The sequence below is a fragment of the Burkholderia sp. AU45251 genome (assembly GCF_030482905.1).
In the GTDB taxonomy this organism is placed as follows: Bacteria; Pseudomonadota; Gammaproteobacteria; order Burkholderiales; family Burkholderiaceae; genus Burkholderia; species Burkholderia aenigmatica.
Map to the genome: position 1 here is coordinate 132,089 of NZ_JAUJQH010000001.1, position 25,186 is coordinate 157,274.

22 protein-coding genes are annotated in these 25,186 nt (G+C 67.4%); 12 read left to right on the forward strand and 10 right to left on the reverse strand.

Annotated features, from left to right (window positions below):
- Nucleotides 1–80 precede the first annotated feature (80 nt).
- From gsiB to QZM67_RS00600, 5 genes are all read left to right on the forward strand, one after another.
- A complete protein-coding gene (gene gsiB / locus QZM67_RS00580) occupies nt 81–1,643 on the forward strand; it encodes a glutathione ABC transporter substrate-binding protein GsiB (RefSeq protein ID WP_043183382.1) in 1,563 nt (520 codons plus the stop codon).
- Between the two features lie 79 nt (nt 1,644–1,722).
- Nucleotides 1,723–2,643, forward strand: coding sequence for a glutathione ABC transporter permease GsiC (gene gsiC / locus QZM67_RS00585; protein ID WP_301766624.1), 921 nt, complete (start codon nt 1,723–1,725; stop codon nt 2,641–2,643).
- 7 nt (nt 2,644–2,650) lie between these two features.
- The gene (gene gsiD, locus QZM67_RS00590) at nt 2,651–3,544 is read left to right on the forward strand and encodes a glutathione ABC transporter permease GsiD (protein WP_301800228.1); all 894 of its coding nucleotides are present in this window, start codon (nt 2,651–2,653) and stop codon (nt 3,542–3,544) included.
- Complete coding sequence (locus QZM67_RS00595) at nt 3,544–4,626, forward strand: P1 family peptidase (protein WP_301800230.1); 1,083 nt, start codon at nt 3,544–3,546, stop codon at nt 4,624–4,626. Before gsiD ends, QZM67_RS00595 begins: the two co-directional genes overlap by 1 nt.
- Nucleotides 4,623–5,450 carry a M55 family metallopeptidase gene (locus QZM67_RS00600; RefSeq protein WP_301800232.1) on the forward strand — a complete coding sequence of 276 codons (828 nt, stop codon included), beginning with the start codon at nt 4,623–4,625 and terminating at the stop codon, nt 5,448–5,450. Before QZM67_RS00595 ends, QZM67_RS00600 begins: the two co-directional genes overlap by 4 nt.
- A gap of 38 nt (nt 5,451–5,488) precedes the next feature.
- Here the strand turns inward: QZM67_RS00600 and QZM67_RS00605 are convergent, their stop codons facing one another.
- Nucleotides 5,489–6,268 (reverse strand): alpha/beta fold hydrolase, encoded by a 780-nt coding sequence (locus tag QZM67_RS00605; RefSeq protein ID WP_301800234.1) that lies wholly within the window; start codon nt 6,266–6,268, stop codon nt 5,489–5,491.
- A gap of 141 nt (nt 6,269–6,409) precedes the next feature.
- Between QZM67_RS00605 and QZM67_RS00610 the strand changes: the two genes are divergently transcribed.
- On the forward strand, nt 6,410–7,189 hold the full coding sequence (locus tag QZM67_RS00610; RefSeq protein WP_175022238.1) for a helix-turn-helix domain-containing protein: 780 nt from the start codon (nt 6,410–6,412) through the stop codon (nt 7,187–7,189).
- Nucleotides 7,190–7,650: 461 nt separating this feature from the next.
- Here QZM67_RS00610 and pcaG read toward each other — a convergent pair whose 3' ends face one another.
- From pcaG to QZM67_RS00625, 3 genes are all read right to left on the reverse strand, one after another.
- Complete coding sequence (gene pcaG / locus QZM67_RS00615; protein WP_011355460.1) at nt 7,651–8,244, reverse strand: protocatechuate 3,4-dioxygenase subunit alpha; 594 nt, start codon at nt 8,242–8,244, stop codon at nt 7,651–7,653.
- Between the two features lie 3 nt (nt 8,245–8,247).
- Nucleotides 8,248–8,955 carry a protocatechuate 3,4-dioxygenase subunit beta gene (gene pcaH, locus QZM67_RS00620; protein ID WP_301800236.1) on the reverse strand — a complete coding sequence of 236 codons (708 nt, stop codon included), beginning with the start codon at nt 8,953–8,955 and terminating at the stop codon, nt 8,248–8,250.
- Between the two features lie 275 nt (nt 8,956–9,230).
- Nucleotides 9,231–9,806: a YiiX/YebB-like N1pC/P60 family cysteine hydrolase gene (locus tag QZM67_RS00625; RefSeq protein WP_175022236.1), complete on the reverse strand. Its 576-nt coding sequence runs from the start codon at nt 9,804–9,806 to the stop codon at nt 9,231–9,233.
- Nucleotides 9,807–9,926: 120 nt separating this feature from the next.
- Here QZM67_RS00625 and QZM67_RS00630 point away from each other — a divergent pair, with 120 nt between their 5' ends.
- From QZM67_RS00630 to QZM67_RS00645, 4 genes are all read left to right on the forward strand, one after another.
- On the forward strand, nt 9,927–10,664 hold the full coding sequence (locus tag QZM67_RS00630; protein ID WP_043183393.1) for a helix-turn-helix transcriptional regulator: 738 nt from the start codon (nt 9,927–9,929) through the stop codon (nt 10,662–10,664).
- A 77-nt stretch (nt 10,665–10,741) separates the two neighbouring features.
- Nucleotides 10,742–11,728 (forward strand): pca operon transcription factor PcaQ, encoded by a 987-nt coding sequence (pcaQ, locus tag QZM67_RS00635; protein WP_175022235.1) that lies wholly within the window; start codon nt 10,742–10,744, stop codon nt 11,726–11,728.
- 127 nt (nt 11,729–11,855) lie between these two features.
- Nucleotides 11,856–12,215: a type II toxin-antitoxin system RelE/ParE family toxin gene (locus tag QZM67_RS00640; protein WP_043183397.1), complete on the forward strand. Its 360-nt coding sequence runs from the start codon at nt 11,856–11,858 to the stop codon at nt 12,213–12,215.
- Between the two features lie 73 nt (nt 12,216–12,288).
- A complete protein-coding gene (locus QZM67_RS00645) occupies nt 12,289–12,585 on the forward strand; it encodes an XRE family transcriptional regulator (RefSeq protein ID WP_175022234.1) in 297 nt (98 codons plus the stop codon).
- A gap of 150 nt (nt 12,586–12,735) precedes the next feature.
- On the opposite strand, the gene QZM67_RS00650 is transcribed toward QZM67_RS00645, so the two are convergent.
- From QZM67_RS00650 to QZM67_RS00660, 3 genes are all read right to left on the reverse strand, one after another.
- Entirely contained in the window at nt 12,736–14,010 is a 1,275-nt protein-coding gene (locus QZM67_RS00650; RefSeq protein ID WP_175022233.1) for an APC family permease, read from the reverse strand.
- 135 nt (nt 14,011–14,145) lie between these two features.
- A complete protein-coding gene (locus QZM67_RS00655; protein ID WP_301800241.1) occupies nt 14,146–18,714 on the reverse strand; it encodes a DEAD/DEAH box helicase in 4,569 nt (1,522 codons plus the stop codon).
- A gap of 199 nt (nt 18,715–18,913) precedes the next feature.
- Nucleotides 18,914–19,438 (reverse strand): metal-dependent hydrolase, encoded by a 525-nt coding sequence (locus QZM67_RS00660; RefSeq protein WP_043183403.1) that lies wholly within the window; start codon nt 19,436–19,438, stop codon nt 18,914–18,916.
- Between the two features lie 426 nt (nt 19,439–19,864).
- On the opposite strand from QZM67_RS00660, the gene ggt reads away from it, so the two are divergent.
- A complete protein-coding gene (gene ggt / locus QZM67_RS00665; protein WP_043183407.1) occupies nt 19,865–21,586 on the forward strand; it encodes a gamma-glutamyltransferase in 1,722 nt (573 codons plus the stop codon).
- A gap of 87 nt (nt 21,587–21,673) precedes the next feature.
- Here ggt and QZM67_RS00670 read toward each other — a convergent pair whose 3' ends face one another.
- A complete protein-coding gene (locus QZM67_RS00670) occupies nt 21,674–22,597 on the reverse strand; it encodes an alpha/beta fold hydrolase (protein WP_301800244.1) in 924 nt (307 codons plus the stop codon).
- 345 nt (nt 22,598–22,942) lie between these two features.
- On the opposite strand from QZM67_RS00670, the gene QZM67_RS00675 reads away from it, so the two are divergent.
- A complete protein-coding gene (locus QZM67_RS00675) occupies nt 22,943–23,392 on the forward strand; it encodes a helix-turn-helix domain-containing protein (RefSeq protein ID WP_301800245.1) in 450 nt (149 codons plus the stop codon).
- 21 nt (nt 23,393–23,413) lie between these two features.
- Here the strand turns inward: QZM67_RS00675 and QZM67_RS00680 are convergent, their stop codons facing one another.
- Together QZM67_RS00680 and QZM67_RS00685 are read right to left on the reverse strand one after the other, a co-directional pair.
- Nucleotides 23,414–24,025 (reverse strand): ANTAR domain-containing response regulator, encoded by a 612-nt coding sequence (locus tag QZM67_RS00680; RefSeq protein ID WP_175022227.1) that lies wholly within the window; start codon nt 24,023–24,025, stop codon nt 23,414–23,416.
- Nucleotides 24,026–24,031: 6 nt separating this feature from the next.
- The gene (locus tag QZM67_RS00685) at nt 24,032–25,174 is read right to left on the reverse strand and encodes a transporter substrate-binding domain-containing protein (RefSeq protein WP_175022226.1); all 1,143 of its coding nucleotides are present in this window, start codon (nt 25,172–25,174) and stop codon (nt 24,032–24,034) included.
- Between the last annotated feature and the right edge of the window lie 12 nt (nt 25,175–25,186).

A 25,186-nucleotide genomic window follows, 5' to 3' on the forward strand; every position in this document is an offset into this window, starting at 1 on the left:
GACGGTTTTTTCCCGAGCGGGGGCAGTCGTTCCGCGTATCCAACCACACGTTACCGAATCATGCACAGGAGTCAGGTCACATGAGCAAGTCGCTTTCATTTCCGATGTTCCGCTCGCGCGCGCTGTTCGCCACCGCCGCGAGCGCGTTCGCGCTGTCGGCCGCGGTGCCCGCGTTCGCGCAGCAGACCGCGGTGATGGCGGTGGATTCGACCTTCACGACGATGGACCCGTACGACGCGAACGACACGGTGTCGCAGGCCGTCGTCAAGTCGTTCTACCAGGGGCTGTTCGGCTTCGACAAGGACATGAAGCTCGTCAACGTGCTGGCGACGAGCTACGACGCGAGCCCGGATGCGAAGACCTACACGATCAAGCTGCGCCAGGGCGTGAAGTTCCACGACGGCACCGATTTCAACGCGGCGGCCGTGAAGGCGAACTTCGACCGCGTGACCGATCCCGCGAACCACCTGAAGCGCTACAACATGTTCCGCGTGATCGAGAAGACCGAAGTGGTCGATCCGTACACGGTGAAGATCACGCTGCGCGAGCCGTTCTCGGCGCTGATCAACACGCTCGCGCACCCGTCGGCCGTGATGATCTCGCCGGCCGCGCTGAAGAAGTGGGGCCGCGACATCGCGCTGCATCCGGTCGGCACCGGCCCGTTCGAGTTCGTCGAATGGAAGCAGACCGACGACCTGAAGGTGAAGAAGTTCGCCGGCTACTGGAAGAAGGGCTATCCGAAGATCGACGCGATCGACTGGAAGCCGGTGGTCGACAACAACACGCGTGCGGCGCTGATCAAGACGGGCGAAGCCGATTTCGCGTTCCGCATCCCGTTCGAGCAGGCGGCCGACCTGAAGGGCAACCCGAAGGTCGACGTCGTGGAGCGGCCGTCGATCGTGCAGCGCTACGTGTCGCTGAACATGCAGCAGAAGCCGCTCGACAACCCGAAGGTGCGCCAGGCGCTGAACTACGCGGTGAACAAGGAAGCGCTCGCGAAGGTCGCGTTTGCCGGCTTCGCGACGCCGTCCACCGGCGTGGTGCCGCAGGGTGTCGACTACGCGACGAAGCTGGGCCCGTGGCCGTACGACCCGGCGAAGGCGCGCGCGCTGCTGAAGGAGGCCGGTTATCCGAACGGCTTCGAGACGACACTGTGGTCCGCGTATAACAACTCGACGTCGCAGAAGGCGATCCAGTTCGTGCAGCAGCAGCTCGCGCAGGTCGGCGTGAAGGTGCAGGTGCAGGCGCTGGAAGCCGGCGAGCGCGTCGCGAAGGTCGAGAGCGCGCCGGATCCGGCGAAGGCGCCGGTGCGGATGTACTACCTCGGCTGGTCGTCGTCGACCGGCGAGGCGAACTGGGCGATCACGCCGCTGCTCGCCGGCACGTCGGCGCCGCCGAAGCTCCTGAACACCGCGTACTACAAGAACGACACGGTCGATGGCGATCTCTCGAAGGCACTGGAGACGGTCGACCGCGCGAAGAAGACCGAGCTCTACACCGATGCGCAGAAGCAGATCTGGACCGATGCGCCGTGGATCTTCCTCGTGCAGGAGAAGATCGTGTACGCGCGCAGCAAGCGGCTGCAGGGTGCTTACGTGATGCCGGACGGTTCGTTCAACTTCGACGAAATCTCGCTGAAATGACAGTGGTGATGACGGCGGCTCGTCCGCCACGCGGTGCCGGCGGCGCCAGCCGCCGGCATGCTGATTCGATCGGTGCCCCATGCTGAATTTTCTCGTCAAACGCCTGTTCGGCCTGCTGCCCACGCTCGCGATCGTCGCGGTGCTGGTGTTTCTGTTCGTCCACCTGTTGCCAGGCGATCCGGCGCGGCTCGCGGCCGGGCCCGAAGCCGATGATGCGACGGTCGCGCTGGTGCGTACCGATCTCGGCCTCGACCAGCCGCTGCCCGCGCAGTTCGTGAACTTCTTCGTGAAGATCGCGCACGGCGATTTCGGCCTGTCGACCCGCAGCAAGCGGCCGGTCTCGACCGAGATCGGCGAGCGCTTCATGCCGACGCTGCTGCTGACGCTCGTCAGCATGGCGTGGGCGACGGCCTTCGGGATGGCGATCGGCATCGCGTCGGCGGTGTGGCGCAACCGCTGGCCCGACCGCCTCGGCATGACGCTCGCGGTGTCGGGCATCTCGTTCCCGGCGTTCGCGCTGGGCATGCTGCTGATGGAAATTTTCTCGGTGAAGCTCGGCTGGCTGCCGGTCGTGCCGGACGGCTCGTGGAAGAGCTACGTGCTGCCGTCGCTGACGCTCGGCGCCGCGGTCGCGGCCGTGATGGCGCGCTTCACGCGGGCGTCGTTCGTCGAGGTGCTGAACGAGGATTTCGTGCGCACCGCGCGCGCGAAGGGCGTGCGCGAGCCGATGGTGGTGCTCAAGCACTGCCTGCGCAACGCGATGATCCCGGTCGTCACGATGATGGGGCTGCAGTTCGGTTTCCTGCTCGGCGGCTCGATCGTCGTCGAGGTCGTGTTCAACTGGCCGGGGCTCGGGCGCCTGCTCGTCGACGCGGTGACGATGCGCGACTACCCGGTGATCCAGGCGATCGTGTTGCTGTTTTCGCTCGAGTTCATCCTGATCAACCTGACCGTCGACGTGCTGTACGCGGTCATCAACCCGACCATCCGGTTCAAGTGAGGCGCGCATGAACGCGACTGTCCAGCCCGCGGCGCCGGCCGCACCGACTGCGATCCGCACACCGTGGCGCGAATTCTGGCGCAAGTTCCGCAAGCAGACCGTCGCGCTCGTCGCGGGCGGCTTCGTGCTGGCGCTCGTCGTGCTGGCGTTCGTCGGCCCGCACATCGCGCCGTTCGATCCGGAAAACTATTTCGACTACGATGCGCTGAACGCGGGGCCGTCGGCCGTGCACTGGTTCGGCGTCGATTCGCTGGGCCGCGACATCTTCAGCCGGATCATCGCGGGCACGCGCATCTCGCTCGCGGCCGGCTTCTTCTCGGTCGCGCTCGGCGCGGTGATCGGCACGTTCTTCGGGCTGCTCGCCGGCTACTACGAAGGCTGGTGGGACCGCATCACGATGCGCGTGGCCGACGTGCTGTTCGCGTTCCCGGGCATCCTGCTCGCGATCGGCGTGGTCGCGATCCTCGGCAACGGGATGATCAACGTGATCTGCGCGGTCGCGATCTTCAGCATCCCGGCGTTCGCGCGGCTCGTGCGCGGCAACACGCTGATGCTCAAGCACATGACCTATGTCGAGGCCGCGCGCAGCATCGGCGCATCGGACTGGACGATCATCATGCGGCACATCCTGCCGGGCACGGTGTCGTCGGTCGTCGTCTACTTCACGATGCGGATCGGCACGTCGATCATCACGGCCGCGAGCCTGTCGTTCCTCGGGCTCGGCGCGCAGCCGCCGACGCCGGAGTGGGGCGCGATGCTCAACGAAGCGCGCGCGGACATGGTGACGGCGCCGCACATCGCGATCTTCCCGAGCCTCGCGATCTTCCTGACCGTGCTCGCGTTCAACTTGCTCGGCGACGGGCTGCGCGACGCGCTCGATCCGAAGCTGGAGCGCCGCTGATGCGCATCGCACCGAAGTGGGCGGCGACGCTGCCGGCCGGGCCGCGCGGCACGATCGCCGACGTGCCGGGCGTGACGGTCGGCCATTGCACGATCGATGCGGACAACGTGCAGACGGGCGTGACCGTCGTGAAGCCGCATCCGGGCGACGTATACCGCAGCAAGGTGCCGGCCGGGGCTGCCGTGATCAACGGTTTCGGCAAGAGCGTCGGGCTCGTGCAGGTCGACGAGCTCGGCACGCTCGATACGCCGATCGCGCTGACCAATACGTTCGGTGTCGGCGCGGTCGCGCAGGCACAGATTCGCGCGGCGATCGCGGCGAATCCGTCAATCGGCCGCGACTGGTCGACCGTCAACCCGCTCGTGTTCGAGTGCAACGACGGCTACCTGAACGATATCCAGGCGTTCGCGGTCACGGCCGCGCATTACGACGACGCGTGCCGCGCGGCATCGCGTGACGTCGCACGCGGCGCGGTGGGCGCCGGGCGCGGGATGTCGTGTTTCGACCTGAAGGGCGGAATCGGTTCGGCGTCGCGCGTTGCTGTCGCGGCCGGGCGGCCCTATACGGTCGGCGCACTTGTACTTGCGAATTTCGGCCGGCTGCCGATGCTGACGCTCGGCGGCGTGCCGCTCGGGCGCATCGTCGCGCAACGGCGTGCGGCCGAGGCCGCGCACGCGGCACCGCCCGAGCAGGGCTCGATCATCCTGTTGCTGGCCACCGATGCGCCGCTCGATGCACGGCAACTGTCGCGGCTCGCGCGCCGTGCGGGCGCGGGGCTGGCCCGCACGGGCTCGGTCTACGGGCACGGCAGCGGCGACATCGCGCTCGCATTTTCCACCGCATACACGATCGCGCACGACGCATCGACCATCGCGCTGCCGGCCCTCGTCGCGGACGCGGCGCTCGATCCGCTGTTCATGGCCGCGGCCGAAAGCGTCGAGCACGCGATCGCCGACGCGTTGCTGCAGGCCGTGACGGTGGCCGGGCGCGACGGCCACGTGCGGCAATCGCTGCGCGATGCGGTGCCCGATCTCGATCGCCTGTTCAACGTAGGCCACGAAGGACGTCTTACCCAGTCATGAAGATCCTGATTTCGACCGACATCGAAGGCGTCGCCGGCGTATTCGCCACCGAGCAGACACGCGCCGGCAATCCGGAATACGAACGCGCGCGCCGCTGGATGACCGCCGAGGCGAACGCGGCGATCGAAGGCGCGTTCATGGGTGGCGCGCAGGCCGTGTGGGTCAACGATTCGCACGGCGGCTTTCGCAACCTGCTGCCCGACGGGCTCGATGCGCGTGCGCGTGTCGTGCTCGGCAAGCCGCGCACGCTCGGGATGATGGCGGGCCTCGAACAGCAGCCCGACCTCGTGTTCATGATCGGCTATCACGCGAAATCGCAGACGCGCGGCGTACTCGCGCACACGATCAACGGCTTCGCGTTCACACAGGTGTGGCTGAATGGCGTCGAGCTCGGCGAAGCCGGGCTGTACGGCGCGCTGGCACGCGAATACGGTGCGCACGTCGCGCTGGCCACGGGCGACGACGTGTTCGCGGAAGAAACGCAGCCGCTGTTTCCCGATGCGCATTTCGAGACGGTCAAGACCGCCGGCGGCGCATCGAGCGGCGATACGCTCACGCCCGCCGCGTCCTGTGCGCGGATCGCAACCGCGGCGCGCGGCGCGGTTGCGCAGGCAGTGTCGGCCGGTGTGCGCGCGGGCGCCCATCGCCCCGCGCCGGCCGCGTGCACGCTGCGCGTGCAGACGGCGGCGCTGGCCGACCTGTTCTGCGTGCTGCCGTCGCTCGAGCGCGTCGATGCGGTGACGCTGCGCTTCGACGGGCCTTCGGTCGAGCATGTGGTGCGCACGCTGAACAGTTTGTCGGCGATGTCGTTCATGTTGCGGTGATGCGCGTTACTGCCATGCCGCTTGCAGGCCGCGCGTCGTCAGCGGTTGCCGACAGGGTTCGCCGTCACGGCGAGCAGGAACGCTTCCATCGCCGTGACCAGCGCGAGCGGCGTCTCGTTCATCGGGTAGTGGCCGGCATTGCGCAGCACGTCGACGGTGGCGAGCGGATAGCGTCGCAGGTAGGTGCGGGCCATCAGCGCGGCGTCGAACGCCGGATCGTGCTCGCCGATCAGCACTTTCACCGGATGGATGCCCGCGATCTCGTCGCTGAAATCCGTATCGGCCCACGCGCGGAAGTACGCGCCGAACGCCGGCGGCGACGAACGGGCTGCCGAATACGCGGCTTTCCACTCGACCCAGGCGGCTGGCAGCCGGCCGCCGGTGCTGCGGTCGATGATGGTCCGGCGATCGGCGACGTGGTCGGCGGCGCGCTCGAATAGCGCGCGTTTCTCCGCGTCGAACGGCAGGCCGCCGCTGGGCACAGGCGTGATCGGCGCCAGCGCGCGCACGCGCTCGGGCGCCATGACGGCGATTTTCTCGGCCGCCATCGCGCCCATCGAGTGGCCGACGATGCTGAAGGTCGCGAAATCGAGTGAGTCGGCCAGTGCAAGCGCGTCGGCGGCGATCTCGTCGATCGTGTAGTCGCCCGCAGCGTCGCGCAGGCGGCCGTAACCTCGGTAGTCCATGAAGACATAGCTGAAGTGCTCGCGCGACAGCCACGCTTCGACGGGTTCGAATGCGTGGGCGTCGCCGAACCAGCCGGGCAGTACAAGAACAGGGTGGGGGCCGTCCCCCACGCGATGAAACGTATTCGGCATGTCCGCTCCGATGCAGTGGTGATCGGCCGATCAGGCCGACGGGTCTTGCGGCCGTCTGGTCGCGCAAGGGTGGAGCGGATCGTAAATCGAGCGAAGGAGACCCGCCTTCGATATCGGGTCATTGATGATGGAATTCGGGCCGTGAGAAATACGCTGCTAGATCCCTACGAACACATTCCCCGGAGCGTGGTCGTGACCGCAAACGACTATGCGGCCGGCACGACGTTTCCGGCGCACGCGCACGGGCGCGGGCAATTCGCGTTCGCGTCGCGCGGCACGATCAGCGTGTCGACGCCGCACGGGCGCTGGCTGGTGCCGCCGCAGCGCGCGTGCTGGGTGCCGGCCGGCGTGCCGCACGAAATGACGATGACCGGGCCGGTCACGATGCTGAATACCTTCGTGTCCGGCGATGCCGCGCAGGAAGCGGGCCTGCCCGAGCAGTGCGGCGTGTACGGCGTATCGGCGCTGCTGCGGCAACTGATCGACGACGCAATCGACCTGCCGGCCCTGTATGACGTCGACGGACGCGCGGGCAAGCTGATGGCGCTGCTGGTCGCGGAAATCGCGACGATGCCGCGCCTGTCGCTGCATGCGCCGCTGCCGGCCGACGCACGGCTGGCGAAGGTATGCCGGCACCTGCTCGCGTCGCCGTCGATCGCGGCCGATCTCGACCAGGTGGCCGCCGACGCCGGCTTGAGCCGCCGCACGTTCACGCGGCAGTTCCGCGCGCAGACAGGCGTGAGTTTTGCCGCATGGCGCCAGCAGGTGTGCATGCTCGCGGCGATCGCGCGCCTGAGCGACGGGCAATCGGTGACGCGCGTCGCACTCGATCTCGGGTACGCGAGCGCAAGCGCGTTCACGTCGGCGTTTCGCCGCATTCTGGGAGATACGCCGAGCCGGTACCTGGAGATTCGGCGCTAACCGGACGGAATCCGCGCCCGCCACGCCCTTGCGCGGGTGGCCGCCAAAAAATACGCGCCTGCCAATTTCGGTCAGACGCGTTTAAAGGCACTCGGTCAGAAAAAATGCGCGCATGGCCTGCCGGACAGTGTCGCGCATTACATGCGTAATTGTCGCCTCTTCCGATTCAATCTCGTTGACTCGTTGTGGATAGCGAAGAATACGCCGCATAACGCGCAAACGAAATCCCGCGGGACTCGCGACTCATGTGCGGTTGCAGCAGCATGCGTTTCAATCGTGCGTTCGATGCAGGGGCAGAAGCCCCTGGCAATGGGCGTCGGTGCTGATGACCAGGCGCGATGCGCCGCAGCATCGAATGATGGCGACGGAGCACGAAAAACGCCGTGTGGCGCGATACCTGTCGGAATCGCGCTACACGGCGGTGCGGGAGCGGGCGATGCCGGCGTGCGCCGGCTCGCGCGTCACACGTCGAAGAACACCGTTTCGTCCGGCCCCTGCATGCGGATGTCGAAGCGGTAGACCACCGGGCGGCCCGGCTGCGCGTCGCGTTTCGCGACGAGCGTCGCGCGGCGCTCGGCCGGCACCGCGTTCAGCACAGGGTCGGCCGCGTTTGCGGCGGCTTCGTCGTCGAAGTACACGCGCGTGAACGCATGGGTGAGGATCCCGCGCATCATCACGGTCACGTTGATGTGCGGCGCTTCGTCGGCGGCGAGGCGGCCCGGCTTCACCGTTTCGACAACGAAGCGCTGCTGCGCATCGGTGCCGGTGCCGACCCGCGCGAAGCCCGTGAAGCCGGATTTCGCGATGTCGTCGCGCGACGCGGGGTAGCGGCCCGCGCCGTCCACCTGCGTGAATTCGAGCACCGCATCGCCGACGACGTTGCCGTCGCCGTCGAACACCTGGCCGACCAGCAGCACGTGCTCGCCTTCGGCGTGGGCCGCGGCGATCGTCGGCGTGAACAGGCTCTTCAGGTCGTAGTCGTATTGCTGCGGGCACAGGCCGTACGCGAAGTACGGGCCGACCGTCTGCGAAGGGGTTTGTTTCAGCGTCGTCATGGTTCAGCGCTCCATCGGGGTAGCGTCGCGGCCGCGCAGCACGATGTCGAATTCGTAGCCGAGCGCATAGCCTTCTTCGGTGATGTCCATCGAGAAGCGCGAGATCAGGCGATCGCGCGCGGCCTCGGGCGTGCCCTGGAAGATCGGGTCGTACGCGAGCAGCGGGTCGCCGGGGAAGTACATCTGCGTGACGAGACGCGAACCGAAGTAATCGCCGAACAGCGAGAAATGGATGTGATTCGGGCGCCACGCATTCGGATGGTTGCCCCACGGATACGCGCCCGGCTTGATCGTCAGGAAGCGGTAGCGGCCTTCGTTGTCGGTCAGGCAGCGGCCCGCGCCGAGGAAGTTCGGGTCGAGCGGCGCGTCGTGCCGGTCGACCTTGTGCACGTAGCGGCCGGCCGCGTTCGCCTGCCACACCTCGACGAGCGTGTTGCGCACGGGCTTGCCGCCTTCGTCGAGCACGCGGCCCGTGACGACCATGCGCTCGCCGAGCGGCTCGCCGTTCTTCACGGCATTCTTCGTCAGGTCATGGTCGAGCGCGCCGAGATCTTCGGCGCCGTAGACCGGCGCGTACTGGTCGCGCAGTTTCTCCTTCAGCGGGATCAGCGGGCGGGTCGGGCCGCGCTTCACGGACGAACGGTACTCGGGGTGGACATAGGCCGGATGCGACGGCCAGTCGCGCGGCGTGAGGATCGTGGGGGAATCCATCGGGCGTCTCCTGATAGGTATTTCGCGAAGGGGATGGCAGGACTTTAGCCAATCCGGAAAGTTATGCAAAATGACCTTTCTTCGCGAATCGTATAACCATTCGTTATGTTCGACGCACCAATGAAAATTCCGCCGGACAGGATGCCTGTCCGGCGGAAAAAGCGATCGGGCTTCGCGTCGTCGGTGACGACCCCGTGCACGGCCCTCCAGCCAGCCCGTCGCTGCGTTTTTGTGTTGTCGTTCTTGTTGTTATCCGGTCTCCCTGAGCGCGCCTGTTATGACTGCCGGCCGGGATCGAACACGATCCCGTCGAATTCGAGTGACAGCGTGCCGCTGCGCAGCAGTGCGGCCGGCGTCGTGTCGCGGTCGGCACCGAGCACGTCGCTCACGTAGTCCGCGCAGAACCCGCGCCGTGTCCGCAGGTTGAAGCGGTTGCCGAGCAGCGCGTCGATCCGCTGTTCCGCTGTTGCGTGCACCTGACGCTGCGCATCGGCGGTCGGTGCCGAGACGCGGCGCGCCAGCGCGATGCGCCCGCCGTCGGTACGGGCGACGAAGCGCGACAGTGGCGTGAGCTTCGTCCACGCAAACGCGGATTCGGCGATCACGGGCTCGTCGCCCGATGTGTCGACGACGATGCCGAAGCGATTGGCCCATGCACCCGTCGAGCCCGTCGCACCTGCCGCGTCGCGGGGCGCATGCGCCGGCACGCGGATGAACACGAGATCCCCGACGTGCGCGCTGGCGGCCAGCGTGCGGACCGTGGCGAGCGGCATCGTGCGATCCGTGTCGCGGGCATCGCGCGGGGCGGTGCGATGCGATTCGTAGGCAGCGGTTTCGGTTCGGGTGGTCATTTCGGCTCCGTCGTTCAGTGACAGCACGGAGCGGATTATGCAGACAAGTACCCGAAAGTGTTCATCTGCGTGCGCAGGTAGCCTAATATCTGACCTAGAGCATCATTTTTCGATACCAAAATGACCGAAACCGCCCAACTCATCGAAATGCTGAAGCGCCAATTGAAGGCGCAAGGCATGACCTACCGCGACGTCGCGCGTGCGCTCGACGTTTCCGAGACCAGCGTGAAGCGGCTGTTTGCCAGCGGCCGCTTTACGCTGGAGCGCGTCGTGGAGATCTCTCAGCTGCTCGGCTATACGCTGGCCGAGCTCGTGCAGGAGGCGTCGGCGTCGGCGCCGAGGCTGCACGTGCTGACCGAGCAGCAGGAGGCGCTGCTTGTGTCGGACGACAAGCTGCTGCTCGTTGCCGTCTGCGCAATCAACTACTGGACCGTGCAGGACATCGTGTCGGCCTATCAGGTGACGAAGGCCGAATGCGTGAAATACCTGCTGATGCTCGACCGGATGAACGTCGTCGCGCTGTTGCCGGGCGACCGGATTCGCGTGCGCGTCGCGCGCGATTTCGACTGGCTGCCGGGCGGGCCGATCCGCCGTTATTTCCATGCGCACGCGCTCGGCGATTTCCTCGACAGCCGCTTCGACGGGGAAGGCGAAACGATGACGTTCTCGCAGGGGATGCTGACGGAGGCCGCGTCCGCGGAGCTCGAACTGGAGTTGCGCCGGCTGCGCAGCAAGGCGGCCGCGCTGCATGCGGAATCGTCGTCCGCACCGCTCGCGCAGAAGCACGGCACCAGCTTGCTGATCGCGAAGCGGATGTGGGAGCCGGCCGGTTTCCAGGCACTGCGGCGCCACGCGTGACACAGCGTAGAGTGCTTGGGGCTATCCGGAAAGTTATGCAAAATGGCATTTCATCGTCACTCGCATAACCACCCGTTATGAATAACCGTATCGCCGACGGCCGCGTCAAGTTCCGGCACCTGCAGTGTTTTCTCGCGGTCGCGCAGCTGGGCGGCGTGCAGAAGGCGGCCGAAAGCCTGTCGATCACGCAGCCGGCCGTCTCGAAGACGATCGCCGAGCTGGAGGCGATCCTCGGCGTGAAGCTGTTCGAGCGCGGCCGGCAGGGCGCGCAGCCGACCCGTGAGGCGCAGTTGTTCCTGCCGCACGCGAACGCGTGTGTGCTGGCGCTGCGGCAGGGCGTCGGGCTGCTCGCGCGCGAGGGCGGGGCTGCCGCGGCGACGCTGGAAATCGGCATGCTGCCGACCGTCGCGGCATCGCTCGCGCCCGCATTGATGAAGGCGCTCGCCGAGCGCTGGCCGCGCGTCGTCGTGCGGATCGCGACGGCCGCGAACGCCGATCTGCTCGAGCGCCTGAAATCCGGTGCGATCGAGTGCGCGATCGGGCGGCTGTCGGAGCCGGAGCGGATGATCGGGCTCGCGTTCGAGCAGTTGTACAACGAGCCGCTCGTCGCGGTCGTGCGCGCCGGGCATCCGCTGCTGTCGAGCGCGGCGCCGGCGGCCGAGCTCGCGCGCTATCCGGTCGTGCTGCCGCCGTTCGGCACGCTGATTCGCCAGTCGGCCGAGCAACTGCTCGGTGCCTGCGGCGCGCCGCCGCTGGATTCGTTCATCGAGGTGCTGTCGGTATCGGTCGCGCGCGCGCTTGCGCTCGAAAACGATGCGGTCTGGTTCGTGCCGCTCTATGCGGCCGAGTACGACCTGTCGGCCGGGGCGCTGGCACGCCTGCCGCTGCCGGCGGCAGGCACCGACGAGCCGGTCGGACTGGTGCTGCGTACCGATGCGCAGCCGTCGCCGGTCGCGCGGACGCTGATCGACGCCGTGCGCGATATCGCGCGGTCGCGGTTCGGCGAGACGCGCGCACGCGGGACGTCACGCGCGGCGCGCAAGCCGGCTCGTCGCGACAATTGACCCATCGGGCCGTGCGGCAAGCGCGGCCCGGCCCGGTACCCGGCTGCCGGATTGGCCATTCGGTCAGTAGCCGGGCTCGTGGTGCTTGGCGTATCGTACCGATTTTGGTACGATTGGTGTCAAGACGATGACGAGACAGCAGATCCAGGTCACGCTCGGCGTGCGGTTCTTCCAGACGGCCCGTGGCAACGAGCCGGTGCGCGAATGGCTGAAGGCGCTCGGGCAAGCGGAGCGAAGAGCGATCGGTGAAGAGATCAAGACCGTGCAACTCGGCTGGCCGCTCGGCATGCCGCTGGTCCGGAAGATGGCACGGGATCTATGGGAGATTCGCGTGATGCTGCCGGGGCGGAGCGCCCGCGTGCTGTTCACGGTCGTCGGCGAAACGATGGTTCTGCTGCACGGTTTCTTCAAGCAGTCGCGCGCCACGCCGTCGGATGATCTCGATATCACCGTCGCGCGCCTGAAAGCGCTGACGCGCGCCATCTGAATTTCCCGGTTGCGCTGGAACGCACCGTCTCCGACGGGCAGGCAGCCGGCAACGCCATGCACTGGAGTACCCCATGACGACCACGAACAACCCGCATATCGGCAGCGATTTCGATTCCTTCCTCGAGGAGGATGGCACTCTCGAAGCGGCCACCGCCACCGCGATCAAGCGCGTGATCGCCTGGCAGATCGGGCAGGAAATGAAGGCGCAGCACATCACGAAAACCGCGATGGCCGCACGGATGAAAACCAGCCGCGCCGCGCTCAACCGTCTGCTCGACGAAACCGACACGAGCCTCACGCTGGCGACGCTCGCGAGCGCGGCCGCCGCGCTCGGCAAACGGCTCAGCTTCGAGCTGGTGCCGGCCTGACGGGCGTGAAGAAGCGGCGTGCGGCCGAGTCCGCATCGCTACGCGTAATGCGTGCGGCGGAATGGCCGGCAATCCGGCCCGCGGCTCGGCCATGACGCGCGGGCGTGTCGCCGCAAGCGGGCGAATGTCGGCCCGCGCGCACATGCCGGGTCACTGACGCGGCGCGGCCACTTGCAGATAGAGCAGCGCACCGCCCGCGAGCAGCAGCGGGCACAGGATGTACCAGCCGGTCGTCAGGAACAGCCCGGCGACCGCTACCAGCGAAATCCATGCGCAGCGGTAAGCGATCCCGCCGCGCGGCAGCAGTTTCAGCGCGGCGGCCGCGCCGAGTCCATACACCATCACGAAGCATCCGGACGTAACGAGCACGAGCGGCTTCGGCCCGACATCCGACAGCGTCGTCGCGGCCAGTGCGACGGCTGCGAGCACGGCGATCACGCCGAGGCTGTGGCGCGGGACGCCGCCGACCTGGCTGCCATGCGCGAGCCACGCGGGCAACGCGCCGTCGCGCCCAAGCGCCGCGCCGAGCTTGGCCGCACCCGCGAAATACGCGTTCATCGTGCCGAGCGTGAGCAGCAGCGCGGCCACGGCGGCCAGCACCTGCGCATGACCACCGATGCCGCCCGCGATCAGCTCGGCGAGCGGCGCACCCGATGCGCCCGCGGACGGCCCGAGCACCGTCACGCTCGCGGCCGCGACCGACAGATACAGGAACCCGACCACCACGACCGCGATCCCGGCCGAGCGCGGCATGTCGTGCGCGGGCCGGCGGAATTCGGCTGCGAGATGCGTGATCGCTTCCCAGCCGGCGAAACTCCACACGAGCAGCGCGGCGGCCTGGCCGACCGCGAGCCAGCCGTGCGGCGCGAACGGATGCAGGTTCGCGGTGCGCGCATGTGGCGCGGAGGCGAGCACCGCGGCCAGCAGCAGCGTGACGAGCAGTGCCGACAACACGAGCTGCATGCGGCCCGACACGGTGACGCCGAATGCATTCGCGGCCGACACGGTCGCGATCAGCGCGGCAGCCGTGACGACGACGGTCGTGTGCCCGCCGCCAGTGACGGCCGCGACGTATGCGCCACCGAACATCGCGGCAGCCGGCGCGCCGGCCGGTACCGCGAAGTAGAAGCACCAGCCGACGATCGCCGCGGCTTTCGGCCCGAATGCGCGCCGGGCGTAGGTCGAGACGCCGCCTGCGTCGGGATAGCGTGCGCCGAGCGCGGCGAAGGTGGCCGCGAGCGGCCCGGACAGCACGACGAGCGCGGCCCATGCGAGCAGCGAGGCCGGGCCCGCGACTTCGGCGGCCAGCGCGGGCAGCGCGATCACGCCAGTGCCGAGCACCGCGCCGATATAGAGCGCGGCGCCCTGGAAAATCGTCAGTGAGCCCGCGTGATGAGCGGCGGGCGAATCGGCATGCGAGGGCATGGACAGCAGTCTCCGGGAGCCTTGTCGTGTTCGAGCGCGAGCGTCCGCGCGGAAAATCGTTCGATGCTACCCGAACGCTGGCGGTAGCGCAGGCCGGCGATCAGTAGTCCGGGCGGTGCCGCGTGTCAGCCGATGTCAGTGGTGGCGTGCGAGCCGCAGGCGGGCATCCTCGCGCGCGGCGGGCGACAGTTCGGGCGCGTAGTGAAATGCGCCCGACACCAGCGATGCGACCGGCACGCCGTCGCGGAACAGCACGCGATTGCCGGCCAGCGCGGGCACTTTGTCGCCGGGCAGCAGCGTGCCGGCAAGATTCAACGGATCGGCGCCCGTCACGCACACGTACTGTCCGTCGCCCGGTTGCCGCCGCAGTTCGCGCAGGATCGGGATCGCTTCGGGCAGCGCGAAATGTTCGCCCGCGAGCCCGGCGACGAAGCGTCCGCCGCGAATCTCGCCGCGCGCTTCGAGGCGTTGCAGCACGCGCACGAGCTCGCGCCAGTTCGGCAACCAGTCGGCTTCGCGTTCGAGCAGTCGCCAGAACACGACGCCGTAGCGGCGCAGCAGCGTCCACGCGATGTGTTCGAGCGCGTCGGGGTCGGTCGCGGCCAGGCCGCGTTTCGGTGCCGGCGCCTCGTCCGGCGGCGCGTGGCGTTGCACGAGTGCCCAGCGGCCCGCGTCGTCCATGCCGCCGATCAGTGCGCCGCCGCGCCGCGTGCGCGGCGCATAGGTCGCGCTGCGCTTGACGACCGGTTTCAGCAGCGCGCGCAAGCCCGCGTAGCTGTCCGCATTCACGAGGCCGGCGGACACGAGTTCGCCGAGCGCTTGTTCGAGTTCGACCGGCAGCATGCGCAGTTCGTCGAGCAGCGCGTCGAAGAACATCGCGCCGTGCGTGGCGAGGGCGTCGCGCACCTGGGTGGCCCGCGCGGACAGTGCCGGTTGCGCATCGGGGTCGCGCAGCGCCTGCCACGCGGAAAGGTGGCGGCGCGGCAGCAGCACGATCGGCGTCGTCTTCACGGGCGTGCCGGCCGCGCGCGCCGGCGCGCCGATGCGCGTCCACACGAGCTTGCCGGAGCGGCACAGCTCGTCGAGCCCGCCTGCCGTGTAGTCGGTAAGCCGCGCGGGCAGCAGTGCATCTTCCCATGCGCTTGCGGCGGCCTCGTAGCCTTCGAGCTGTTCGACCACGGCCGCGAGTGCGTCGCGGCCCGTGCCGCGCGTGTCGGGCGTCAGGTGCTGCCAGTGGAACAGGAAGCGCATGAAATCGGCGCGCTCGACCGGCTCGATCTCGCGACGCAGCCGCTTCACCGTGTAGCGATGAATGCGCGCCAGCAGATGGCGTTCGCACCATTCGTCCGTCGTTGTGCCCGGCGTGAACCGGCCGCGCATCACATAGCCTTCGCGCTCCAGCGCCGCGAGTGCCGTCGCGATCGACGCAGGCGGCAGGCCGAGCGGTGTCGCGATCGCGTCGAGCGCAAGAGGGCCGAAACCGGTGAGCCGTGCGCGGATCACGTCGACGAGTGCGGCATCCGCTTCCCACGGCTGCGCGCAGGCTGCCGGCACCTTGAGCGCCGGCGCGATACGCGCGTCGGGATGCAGTGCACGCAGGCACACGAGCCGTTCGACCGGCACCCACAGTACAGCGCCGCCCGGCGCGACGAGTTTCGTTGCGCGGCGGCGTTCGGCGAGTTCCGCGAGCCGGTCGGACCAGCCTTCGCGGGTTTGTGATTCGCTATCGGAGACGCACGCGAGCGTGAGCAGCGCGTCGTGCATTTCGTCGGCGTCGCGCACGAGCGGCCAGGCTTCGTCGCGCACTGCGTCGATCGCGTCGGCGTCGAGCGCGCCGAGATCGTCGGCCGATTCGGGATCGCTCCAGCGGCGCGACTGTACGGCCTGCGTGCGGCGCTCCTCGAGCGGTGCATCGTCGAGGAACGCGTAGGGTTTCGCGTTCAGGATCTCGGCGGCGAGCGGCGACGGTGCGGGCAGGTCGCGCGCGACAAGTTCGATCGCACCGCTTTCGATCCGGCGCAGCAGCGCAAGCCAGCCATCGGTGTCCATCGCGTCGTGCAGGCAATCGTCGAGCGTCTGGTCGACGAGCGGGTGATGCGGAATCTCGCGCTCGCCGACGATGTTCTCGAGGCACGCGACCTGATCGGGAAACACGGTCGCGAGCAGGTCCTCGCTCTTCATCCGCTGCAGTTGCGGCGCGGTGCGCTTGCCGCCCGTGAAGCGCGGCAGCGCGAGCGCGGTCGTCGCGTTCCAGCGCCAGCGCACGCCGAACATCGGTGCGTCGAGCAGGGCCTGGACCAGGACGTGCTCGGCGCTGGCCGAACGCAGGTAGCGCCACACTTCGTCGAGTGCGAAGCTGTGCGCAAGCGACAGCGACAGGATGATCGCGTCGTCGGTCGCGGCTGCCTGCAGTTCGAAGTTGAAGCTGCGGCAGAAGCGCTTGCGCAGCGCAAGCCCCCATGCGCGGTTGATGCGGCTGCCGAACGGCGAATGGATCACGAGCTGCGTGCCGCCCGATTCGTCGAAGAAACGCTCCATCACGAGCGTGTCCTGCGTCGGCAGCGCACCGAGTGCGGCGCGCGTGCGGGCGAGGTAGTCGGCGATCTGGTGCGCGGCGTCTGGTGACAGGCGCAGATCGTCGACGAGCCAGCGCAACGCCGGCATGAGGCGGCTGTCGGCCGGGTTGGCAGGGACTGCACGGGCGACGTCGTTTCGTACACTGATCGCGGCTTCGGCTTCGGCTTCGGCTTCGGCTTCGGCTTCGGCTTCAACACGTCGCGTCGATGTTGCACCGCCCTTGGTCCTGGCTTGGGTCGTCGCCTTGATTTCAGCCGCCGTCTTCCCGCGAATATCGTCGTCGGTGCGTTTGCCGCCGCGGGCATGCTCTTGCCGCTCGCCGTCGGCGAACAGTCCGTCGAGCCGTGCGCGCAGCCGGCCGACCGCCGCCGACAGCTCGTCGCTGCGCCCCGGCGCCTCGCCGAGCCAGAACGGAATGTTCGGCGACTGGCCTTGAGCGTCCTCGACGCGCACGCGGCCTGTTTCCACGCGAATGATCCGGTACGACTGGTTGCCCAGCTGGAACACGTCGCCCGCGAGGCTCTCGATCGCGAAATCCTCGTTGACTGTGCCGACCTGGATGCCCTGCGGTTCGAGCAGCACCGCGTAGTCGGCCATGTCGGGGATCGTGCCGCCCGACGTGGTCGCGGTCATCATCGCGTTGCGGCGCCCGCGCACGGTGCCGCCGACCATGTCGCGATGCAGGTACGCGCCGCGCACGCCGCGCCGGCTCGTGAAGCCTTCGGCGAGCATCTTCATCACTTCGTCGAAGCGCTCGCGCGTCAGCCGTGCGTACGGCGCCGCGCGCGTGACGCTCGCATACAGCGCGTCTTCCTGCCATTCCGTGCACGCGACTTCGGCGACGATCTGCTGCGCGAGCACGTCGAGCGGTGCTTCGGGAATGCGCAGCGTGTCGAGCTCGCCGCGTTGCACGCAATCGAGCAGCGCCGCGCATTCGACGAGCTCGTCGCGCGACAGCGGGAACAGCCGGCCCTTTGGCACGCCGCCCACGTGGTGCCCGGAGCGGCCGACGCGCTGCAGGAACGGCGCAATCCCGCGGGGTGAGCCGACCTGGCAGACGAGATCGACGTCGCCGATATCGATGCCGAGTTCGAGCGATGCGGTGGCGACGAGCAGCTTCAGTTCGCCGCGCTTCAGGCGCTGCTCGGCGTCGAAGCGGTGCTCCTTCGCGAGACTGCCGTGATGCGCGGCGATCGCTTCCTTGCCGAGCCGGTCGGCGAGATGGCGCGCCATGCGCTCGGCGGTGCGCCGCGTGTTGACGAACACGAGTGTCGTGCGATGCGCGGCCGCGAGCCCGGCAATGCGGTCGTACACCTGTTCCCACACGTCGGTTGCCATCACGGGTTCGAGCGGCACGTTCGGCAGTTCGAGCGCGAGGTCGCGCTCACGCGTATGGCCCGTGTCGACGATCGTGCAGTCGCGCGGCGCGTCGGCCGGGCCGCCGACCAGGAAGCGCGCGACCGCGTCGATCGGCTTCTGCGTCGCCGACAGCCCGATACGCGGCAGCGCGCGGCCGGCCAGCGCGTCGAGACGTTCGAGCGACAACGCGAGATGGCTGCCGCGCTTGGACGACGCGAGCGCATGGATTTCGTCGACGATGACCGAGCGCACGTTCGACAGCATCTGCCGCCCCGACGTGGACGACAGCAGCACGTACAGCGACTCGGGTGTCGTCACGAGGATGTGCGGCGCGCGCTTGCGCAATGCGGCGCGCTCGGCCTGCGTCGTGTCGCCGGTGCGCACGGCGGTGCGGATCGCCGGCACCGGCAGGCCGAGTTGCGCGAGCGATTCGGCGATGCCGGCAAGCGGCGCGTCGAGGTTCACGTGGATGTCGTTCGACAGCGCCTTCAGCGGCGACACGTACACGACGAGTGTCGCGTCGGGCAGCGTGCCGTCGTGCGCCAATGCATCGCGCACCAGATCGTCGAGCGCGCACAGGAACGCGGTGAGCGTCTTGCCTGAGCCGGTCGGCGCAGCAACGAGCGTCGAGCGGCCAGCCTTGATGTGCGGCCACGCGAGCGCCTGCGCGCCGGTGGGCGCGGCGAACGTGCGCCGGAACCACGCGGCGACAGCCGGGTGGAACACGTCGAGCGCACTGGCGGCAAGGCGGGTAGCGGTGACGTCCATCGGAGCGTTGAAATGGGGGGCAAGCGCAGAAGGCGCACGCACGAATCGAATCGTCAGTGTGCCAGACGTCGCGCGTGCGTGCCGGGCAGGTGTGTCGGGAATTCAGATTCAAATGGGGGCCCGCATCGCACTTTCAACGAACAGAAAGTTGCATGCGAGCCGGTACGCCGATAGCGTGCCGAATTGCACCGAATTGCCACTAAACGCGATGCAGCCAGCCGAGCCAGTGTTCGAGCAGCGGCGCACGCGAGCACAACGACTGCGCGAGCCACAGCGTGCCGCCCCATGCGGCGGCCACGACGATCAGGTCGCAATTCCCGCTGTTCCACAGGTTGAGCGAGTGACGCCGCCAGATCCACGGCACGCCGAGCGGGTTCGGCCAGTCGGCGAGCAGGTGCATCACGCCGCCGCACGCGAAGCCGAACAGCGGCGCGGCCCACAGCGGATGCGGTTGATGGATGAGCCCGTGCCACCCGAGCGCAAGCAGGGCGATCCAGCCGATGCCCCAGTGCGTGATCGTGCGATGCGTGACCCACAGGCGGCGCTTGCGGCGCCACCAGGCAACTTCGAGCCAGTCGGGCGCGGTGCCGCCCGCGACGCCCGCCGCGAATGCGGCGAACATGCCCACATGCCACGGACCCGTGGCGCCGGTTTGTGCGACGAGGGCGGCGGCGGCAACGCCGGCTGCGAAGCCGGACGCATGATGTGCATTGCGTGATGCCATAGAAAGCGAGATGAAGAAACGTGAAGCGGCGCGTGCAAGAAAAAATGATGCAGCGCGAAAACGGGGCGCTATCTTCGCAGATCGGCTCGTGCAGTGGGAGCGACGTTTGCAGATTTTTTTGCACATGACGCGTGGCCTTCCGCGCAGTTCGCAACTTTCGGTTTTTTTGTGCGCTGCGTGATGACGGACACGGCGGATGGACACGGCGGACGCGCACTGCGTGCAATTTCGACCGATCCGCATGCAGGTTGAAAAGCTGTGGCATGACCGCGCGCACATAACGACTGCGCTTTCGTTGCACGTCACGTGTTCGACCCTTTTTGTCCCCCTATACTACGAAACCGGAGATGGCCGTCGGCGTGCCAGCGGCCATGAGCGGAACAGGTGCTTTTCCTGCCTGAAGGAGATCCACATGGGGGACATGCAATGACTACGCTGAATCGCTTCAAAACATCCGCTGTCGTGCTCGCGACGGTGGCCGGCATCGGTTTCCTGCCGAACGCGCCCGTCTATGCGAAGGGGCCGCAGCCGGCCGTCCTGACGAGCTCCGCAGTCGCGGTGGCCGACAAGTACAGCGCGGATGCCGCGGAGCGGATCTTCAAGGAAGGCGGCAATGCGATCGACGCGGCCGTCGCGATCGCGTTCACGCTTGCCGTCACGTATCCGGAAGCCGGCAACATCGGCGGCGGCGGCTTCATGACGATCTACAAGGACGGCAAGCCGTACTTCATCGACTACCGCGAGCGTGCGCCGCTCGCCGCGACGAAGGACATGTATCTCGACAAGGACGGCAACGTCGTCAAGGGCATGAGCCTGTACGGCCCGCGCGCGGTCGGCGTGCCGGGCACGGTCGCGGGCATGTGGGAAGCGCAGAAGCGCTTCGGCAAGCTGAAGTGGAAGCAGGTGCTCGCGCCGGCGATCCACTATGCGCGCGACGGCTTCGTCGTCGATGAGCAGCTCGCGCAGCGCGGCGTCGACGCATCGAAGGAGTTCGGCGGCAAGACCAACTTCGACAAGTATTTCTCCGGGCTGAAGGCCGGCGTGAACTTCAAGCAGCCGGATCTCGCCGACGTGCTGACGCGCATCGCGAACGATGGCGCGGAAGGTTTCTACAAGGGCAAGACGGCCGAGCTGATCGCCGCATCGATGAAGACCGGCGACGGCAACGGGTTGATCACCACCGAGGATCTTGCGCAGTACCGCGCGGTGTGGCGCCAGCCGGTGCAGGCGAAGTGGAACGGCTATGACGTGATCACCGCGCCGCCCCCGAGCTCGGGTGGCATCGGCCTCGTGCAACTGCTGAAGATGAAGGCCGACCTCAAGCAGGATTTCGAGGGTGTGAAGCTCAACTCGCCGCAGTACATCCACCTCGTCGCGGAAATCGAGAAGCGCGTGTTCGCCGATCGTGCGCAGTATCTCGGCGATCCCGATTTCTACAAGGTGCCGATCGCGCAGCTGACCGACGACGCGTATATCGCGAAGCGCGCGGGCGAAGTCAACCCGAAGGAGCCGTCGGATACGAAGAGCGTGCAGCCGGGCCTCGGCACGACGATGCCGGAGAAGGCTGAAACGACGCACTTCTCGGTGGTCGACAAGTGGGGCAATGCGGTGTCGAACACGTACACGATCAACGGCTATTTCGGCTCGGGCGTGATCGCCGACGGCACGGGCATCGTGCTGAACGACGAGATGGACGACTTCTCCGCGAAGCCGGGCGTCGCGAACATGTTCGGCGTGGTCGGCAGCGACGCGAACGCGATCGAACCGAAGAAGCGCCCGCTGTCGTCGATGTCGCCGACGATCATGACGAAGGACGGCAAGGTATCGCTCGTGATCGGCACGCCGGGCGGCTCGCGCATCTTCACGTCGATCTTCCAGGTGATCAACAACATCTACGACTTCAAGATGCCGTTGAAGGAGGCCGTCGGCGCGATGCGCTTCCATCACCAGTTGCTGCCGCCGAACACGATCTTCTGGGAGCCGTACCACCCGATCGAAGGCGAACTCGCGAAGCAGATCGAGGCGCGTGGCTACACGCTGAAGGGGCAGGATTTCAGCGGCGACATCCAGGTGATCAAGATCGACGGCAAGACGCCGGAGGCGATGGCCGATCCGCGCGGGCGTGGCGTGACGCGGATCATCCACTGACGTGAAGGGGGGCGTGAGCGGTTGCAAAGGCGGCCGCGCACGTCGTGTTCCGCAGTCCGGTGTCGTGCAGCCGGCTGCGGAACACACTCAGCCGGTGGTCCGGATGAATTCGGCGATGCGTGCCGCGATGGCGTCGGGCGCATCCTCGAAGCAGTAATGTCCGACGCCCGTCAGCCGCTCGACGGGCGCGGACGGAAACAGGGCCGTGAAGAGCGGCAGGAAGTGTTCGGCGCCGAGCGTTCGATCGGCGTCTCCCCAGATCGCGAGCGCGGGCTTTTCGCGTATCGCGCGCAGCGCCGCCGCATCGGGCTCCTCGAACCGGTGCGCGCCGGCGGCAAATCCACGGGCCCATCCGATCGCGCCGAGACAGTCCGCCGGTTGCGCGAATGGCGCACCGTATGCGGCGATCCAGGTGTCGTTGACGATCGCGTGATTTTCGAACCCGTTCAGCTTCAGCGTGCTCAGGATGTTGAAGCCGAGCTGGCCGAGCACCGTCTCCAGCGTATCGTCTGCCGCCGCGCGCATGATCCACTGGAACCACGGCGCATCGCGACCGTTCGCGGTCAGGCGTTCGACCAGATCGGGCTGGCCGAACGGCGTCGGCCCGTTCGCGGACACGATGCGCCGAATGCGATCCGGATGCCGTGCGGCGAGCCCCATGCCGACCGGGCCACCGAAATCGTGCATCACGAGCGTGATGCGATCGAGGCCGAGCGCGAGCACGAAACGCTCCAGATTGTCGATATGGTCTTGCAGCCAGTAACTGCGGTCCTGCGGCGTCGCGCTTTTGCCGAAGCCCATGTGATCGGGGACGACGACGCGGTGCGTCGGACTCAGCGCCGCAATCAGATGGCGGAACAGGTAACCCCACGTGGGCTCGCCATGCAGGCACAGGATGGTTTCGCCGTCGTGCGGGCCTTCGTCCACGTAGTGCATCCGGAAGCCGGATGCGTCGTCGAAATGCGGGGCGAATGGAAAGGTGCCATCGAACGTGGCATCGGACCGGATCATCGAACGCTCCTTCGGATAGGTTGGTTTCAAGTTGAAACCGAATCGAAGCGTAGGCTATGTGGTTTCAAATTGCAACCAAAAAAGTGGCTGGTCCAATTGCCGAATGACTGTGTCATTGGTGCGAGATGGCGCACTGGAACGGAGCAGTACCGGATTTTGTGGGCCGAACGTAGAGGCTTGATTGCTAATCGGGCTCGAATCGATCGTTCTTTTCGTCGATCGCGAACAGTCGGGCTTCGTGCGATTGATCTTTCGCGTGACGGGTTTTATATTGCAACCATTCATTTCAACGGGAACGACCGCCGTTCCGACCGCATTCCCGGTACGGCGTCACCGCATGCATCGATGAACAGACGAACCACGCATGAAGACTCCCCCTGCGGCGTAGCCCGCCCGCTGGACGCGATCGGCGACTGGTGGTCGCTGCTGATCGTCCGCGACGCGTTCGATGGGCTGAGCCGCTTCGGCGAATTCCAGAAGAGTCTCGGGCTGGCCAAGAACATCCTTGCCGCGCGCCTGCGCAATCTGGTCGCGCACGGGATCATGGACATCGTGCCGGCCGCGGACGGCGGCGCGCATCGCGAATACGTGCTGACCGAGAAAGGGCGCGGCCTGTTTCCGCTGCTCGTCGCGCTGCGGCAGTGGGGGGAGGATTTCTTCTTCGAACCGGACGAGGCGCACGTGCTGCTCGTCGACCGGAAGACCGGGCTGCCGGTCAGGAAGCTCGAGCTGCGTTCGCAGGACGGGCGCGTGCTTGGGCCGGAGGATACGGTCGTGTTGCCGCCGCCGGACTGACGTCCGGCAATCGCGCTCGAGTTACCGCTTCAGCAGCGCATGCGCCTGCACGATCTGCTCGGCGAGCTGATTGATCGAAATACGCCGCTCCATCGCCTGCGAGCGGATCTGCTGATAGGCCTCTTCTTCGCTGATCGCGTTGTGCTGCATCAGCAGCGTCTTCGCTTCCTGCAGCGTGCGCACGGACATCACGCGCTGTTCGAGCTGCGCGATGCGGCGCCGGTATTCGTCGTGCCGGCGGCTCTGGTGGCACGCGAGCGCCATCGCGCTCAACAGGCCGAACGAGCGCACCGGCGTCGTCACCGCGCTCTGTGCATCGATGCGCAGCATCAGTTCGAGGATCGTCGGGCTTTCATAGGTCGTGACGGCGATGAGCGGCGGTCGTGCGTCGTCCTCCAGCCACGGGATCGACAGGTGCAGCAGGTCGGGCCGGACCGCGAGAATCACGAGGTCGACGCTCTCCGGTAACGCGGTGGGCGGCGGCCAGCGCTGTTCGCTCGGGCAGCCGATGCGCGACAGTTGCTCGACGAGCAGCAGGCCGTTGTCGTCGTCCGGGTAGTACACCATCACGCGGAGCGAGCGCAGTTCGGCGAGCAGGCGCGGCGTCGAACGGATCGGGGTGCGGGCGCGCATCGTCGGTTACGCCTTCTGTTCGTCGGGCGCGTGCACGCGGTCGCCGAGCGAATGCGTGACGAGGTACGGATCGGGATGCACGCATCGCGTCGCTTCGCGCACGATCGTGAAGTTGCCGTCGGCCGTCGCGCAGCCGATGCGCGGGTAGAGGCACGTGTGCTGCGTGAGCCGGTCGATCTTGACGCGCCCCTGCGGCGCATCGAATTCCGCATCTGCGAGATGTTCGACGAGCCGGTCGCGCTGATCGGTGCCGGCATGCGCGAGCGCATTGGCGAACAGGTGCACCTGGAAATACGCGGCTTCCCATGGTGCGGACGCGCTCGCGTCATTGCCGAAGCGCGCCTTGAGCTGCGCGATGCAGCGCCGGTTCACGTCCGAATCGATGGTCTGGAAATAGGGCGACGATGTGTAGTGGCCGGCCGCGGCCGCGCCCATCTGGCCGAGCTCGATCTCGGAGGTCGTCAGGCTCGCGATCGGCATCTTGCGTGCGTCGAGGCCGGCTTGCGCATACGCGCGGTAGAACGCGGCCGTGCTGTCGCCCACCAGCGTGCTGAACACGAAGTCGGGCGCCTTCGCGCGGATGTCCTCGACCACCGCCGCGAAATCCTGCTCGGACGCAACCAGCGGCATGTACACCTCGCCGAGGATCTGGCCTTCCGGATGCTGCGTGACGAGGTCGATCATGATGCGGTTCGACTCGTACGGATAGATGTAGTCGGATCCGACCAGGTACACGCGCGCGCCGAACTGCGCGGTCATGAACGCGGCAAGCTGCACGCTGTTCTGGTTGGGCGCCGCGCCCGTGTAGATCACGTTCGGCGAGAACTCGAAGCCTTCGTAGAGCGTCGGGTAGAAGAGCAGCTTGTCCCACTTCTCGACGATCGGAATCAGCGCCTTGCGGCTGCTCGACATGTATCCGCCGAACAGCACGTTCACGCGTTCGGTGGCGATCAGCGCTTCGGCGAGCCGCGCGTAGACGGCCGGGTCCGAGCAGGCATCGCGCACGACGGGCACGATCTCGCAGCCGTTCGCGCCGCCCGCTTCGTTGATCTCGGCGATCGCCTGCAAGGTGCCGCGCAACTGGCTTTGGCCAAGGTGCGACGTGCATCCGCTCTGCGAGAACAATACGCCAACCTTCACACTGTTCATTCGGTCGTTCCT

Bases quoted from the DNA above. Each gene is read 5' to 3' on its own strand.
- gsiB (WP_043183382.1), top strand. From the start codon at position 81: ATGAGCAAGTCGCTTTCATTTCCGATGTTCCGCTCGCGCGCGCTGTTC.
- gsiC (WP_301766624.1), top strand. From the start codon at position 1,723: ATGCTGAATTTTCTCGTCAAACGCCTGTTCGGCCTGCTGCCCACGCTC.
- gsiD (WP_301800228.1), top strand. From the start codon at position 2,651: ATGAACGCGACTGTCCAGCCCGCGGCGCCGGCCGCACCGACTGCGATC.
- QZM67_RS00595 (WP_301800230.1), top strand. From the start codon at position 3,544: ATGCGCATCGCACCGAAGTGGGCGGCGACGCTGCCGGCCGGGCCGCGC.
- QZM67_RS00600 (WP_301800232.1), top strand. From the start codon at position 4,623: ATGAAGATCCTGATTTCGACCGACATCGAAGGCGTCGCCGGCGTATTC.
- QZM67_RS00605 (WP_301800234.1), bottom strand. From the start codon at position 6,268: ATGCCGAATACGTTTCATCGCGTGGGGGACGGCCCCCACCCTGTTCTT.
- pcaG (WP_011355460.1), bottom strand. From the start codon at position 8,244: ATGACGACGCTGAAACAAACCCCTTCGCAGACGGTCGGCCCGTACTTC.
- pcaH (WP_301800236.1), bottom strand. From the start codon at position 8,955: ATGGATTCCCCCACGATCCTCACGCCGCGCGACTGGCCGTCGCATCCG.
- QZM67_RS00625 (WP_175022236.1), bottom strand. From the start codon at position 9,806: ATGACCACCCGAACCGAAACCGCTGCCTACGAATCGCATCGCACCGCC.
- QZM67_RS00630 (WP_043183393.1), top strand. From the start codon at position 9,927: ATGACCGAAACCGCCCAACTCATCGAAATGCTGAAGCGCCAATTGAAG.
- pcaQ (WP_175022235.1), top strand. From the start codon at position 10,742: ATGAATAACCGTATCGCCGACGGCCGCGTCAAGTTCCGGCACCTGCAG.
- QZM67_RS00640 (WP_043183397.1), top strand. From the start codon at position 11,856: ATGACGAGACAGCAGATCCAGGTCACGCTCGGCGTGCGGTTCTTCCAG.
- QZM67_RS00645 (WP_175022234.1), top strand. From the start codon at position 12,289: ATGACGACCACGAACAACCCGCATATCGGCAGCGATTTCGATTCCTTC.
- QZM67_RS00650 (WP_175022233.1), bottom strand. From the start codon at position 14,010: ATGCCCTCGCATGCCGATTCGCCCGCCGCTCATCACGCGGGCTCACTG.
- QZM67_RS00655 (WP_301800241.1), bottom strand. From the start codon at position 18,714: ATGGACGTCACCGCTACCCGCCTTGCCGCCAGTGCGCTCGACGTGTTC.
- QZM67_RS00660 (WP_043183403.1), bottom strand. From the start codon at position 19,438: ATGGCATCACGCAATGCACATCATGCGTCCGGCTTCGCAGCCGGCGTT.
- ggt (WP_043183407.1), top strand. From the start codon at position 19,865: ATGACTACGCTGAATCGCTTCAAAACATCCGCTGTCGTGCTCGCGACG.
- QZM67_RS00670 (WP_301800244.1), bottom strand. From the start codon at position 22,597: ATGATCCGGTCCGATGCCACGTTCGATGGCACCTTTCCATTCGCCCCG.
- QZM67_RS00675 (WP_301800245.1), top strand. From the start codon at position 22,943: ATGAACAGACGAACCACGCATGAAGACTCCCCCTGCGGCGTAGCCCGC.
- QZM67_RS00680 (WP_175022227.1), bottom strand. From the start codon at position 24,025: ATGCGCGCCCGCACCCCGATCCGTTCGACGCCGCGCCTGCTCGCCGAA.
- QZM67_RS00685 (WP_175022226.1), bottom strand. From the start codon at position 25,174: ATGAACAGTGTGAAGGTTGGCGTATTGTTCTCGCAGAGCGGATGCACG.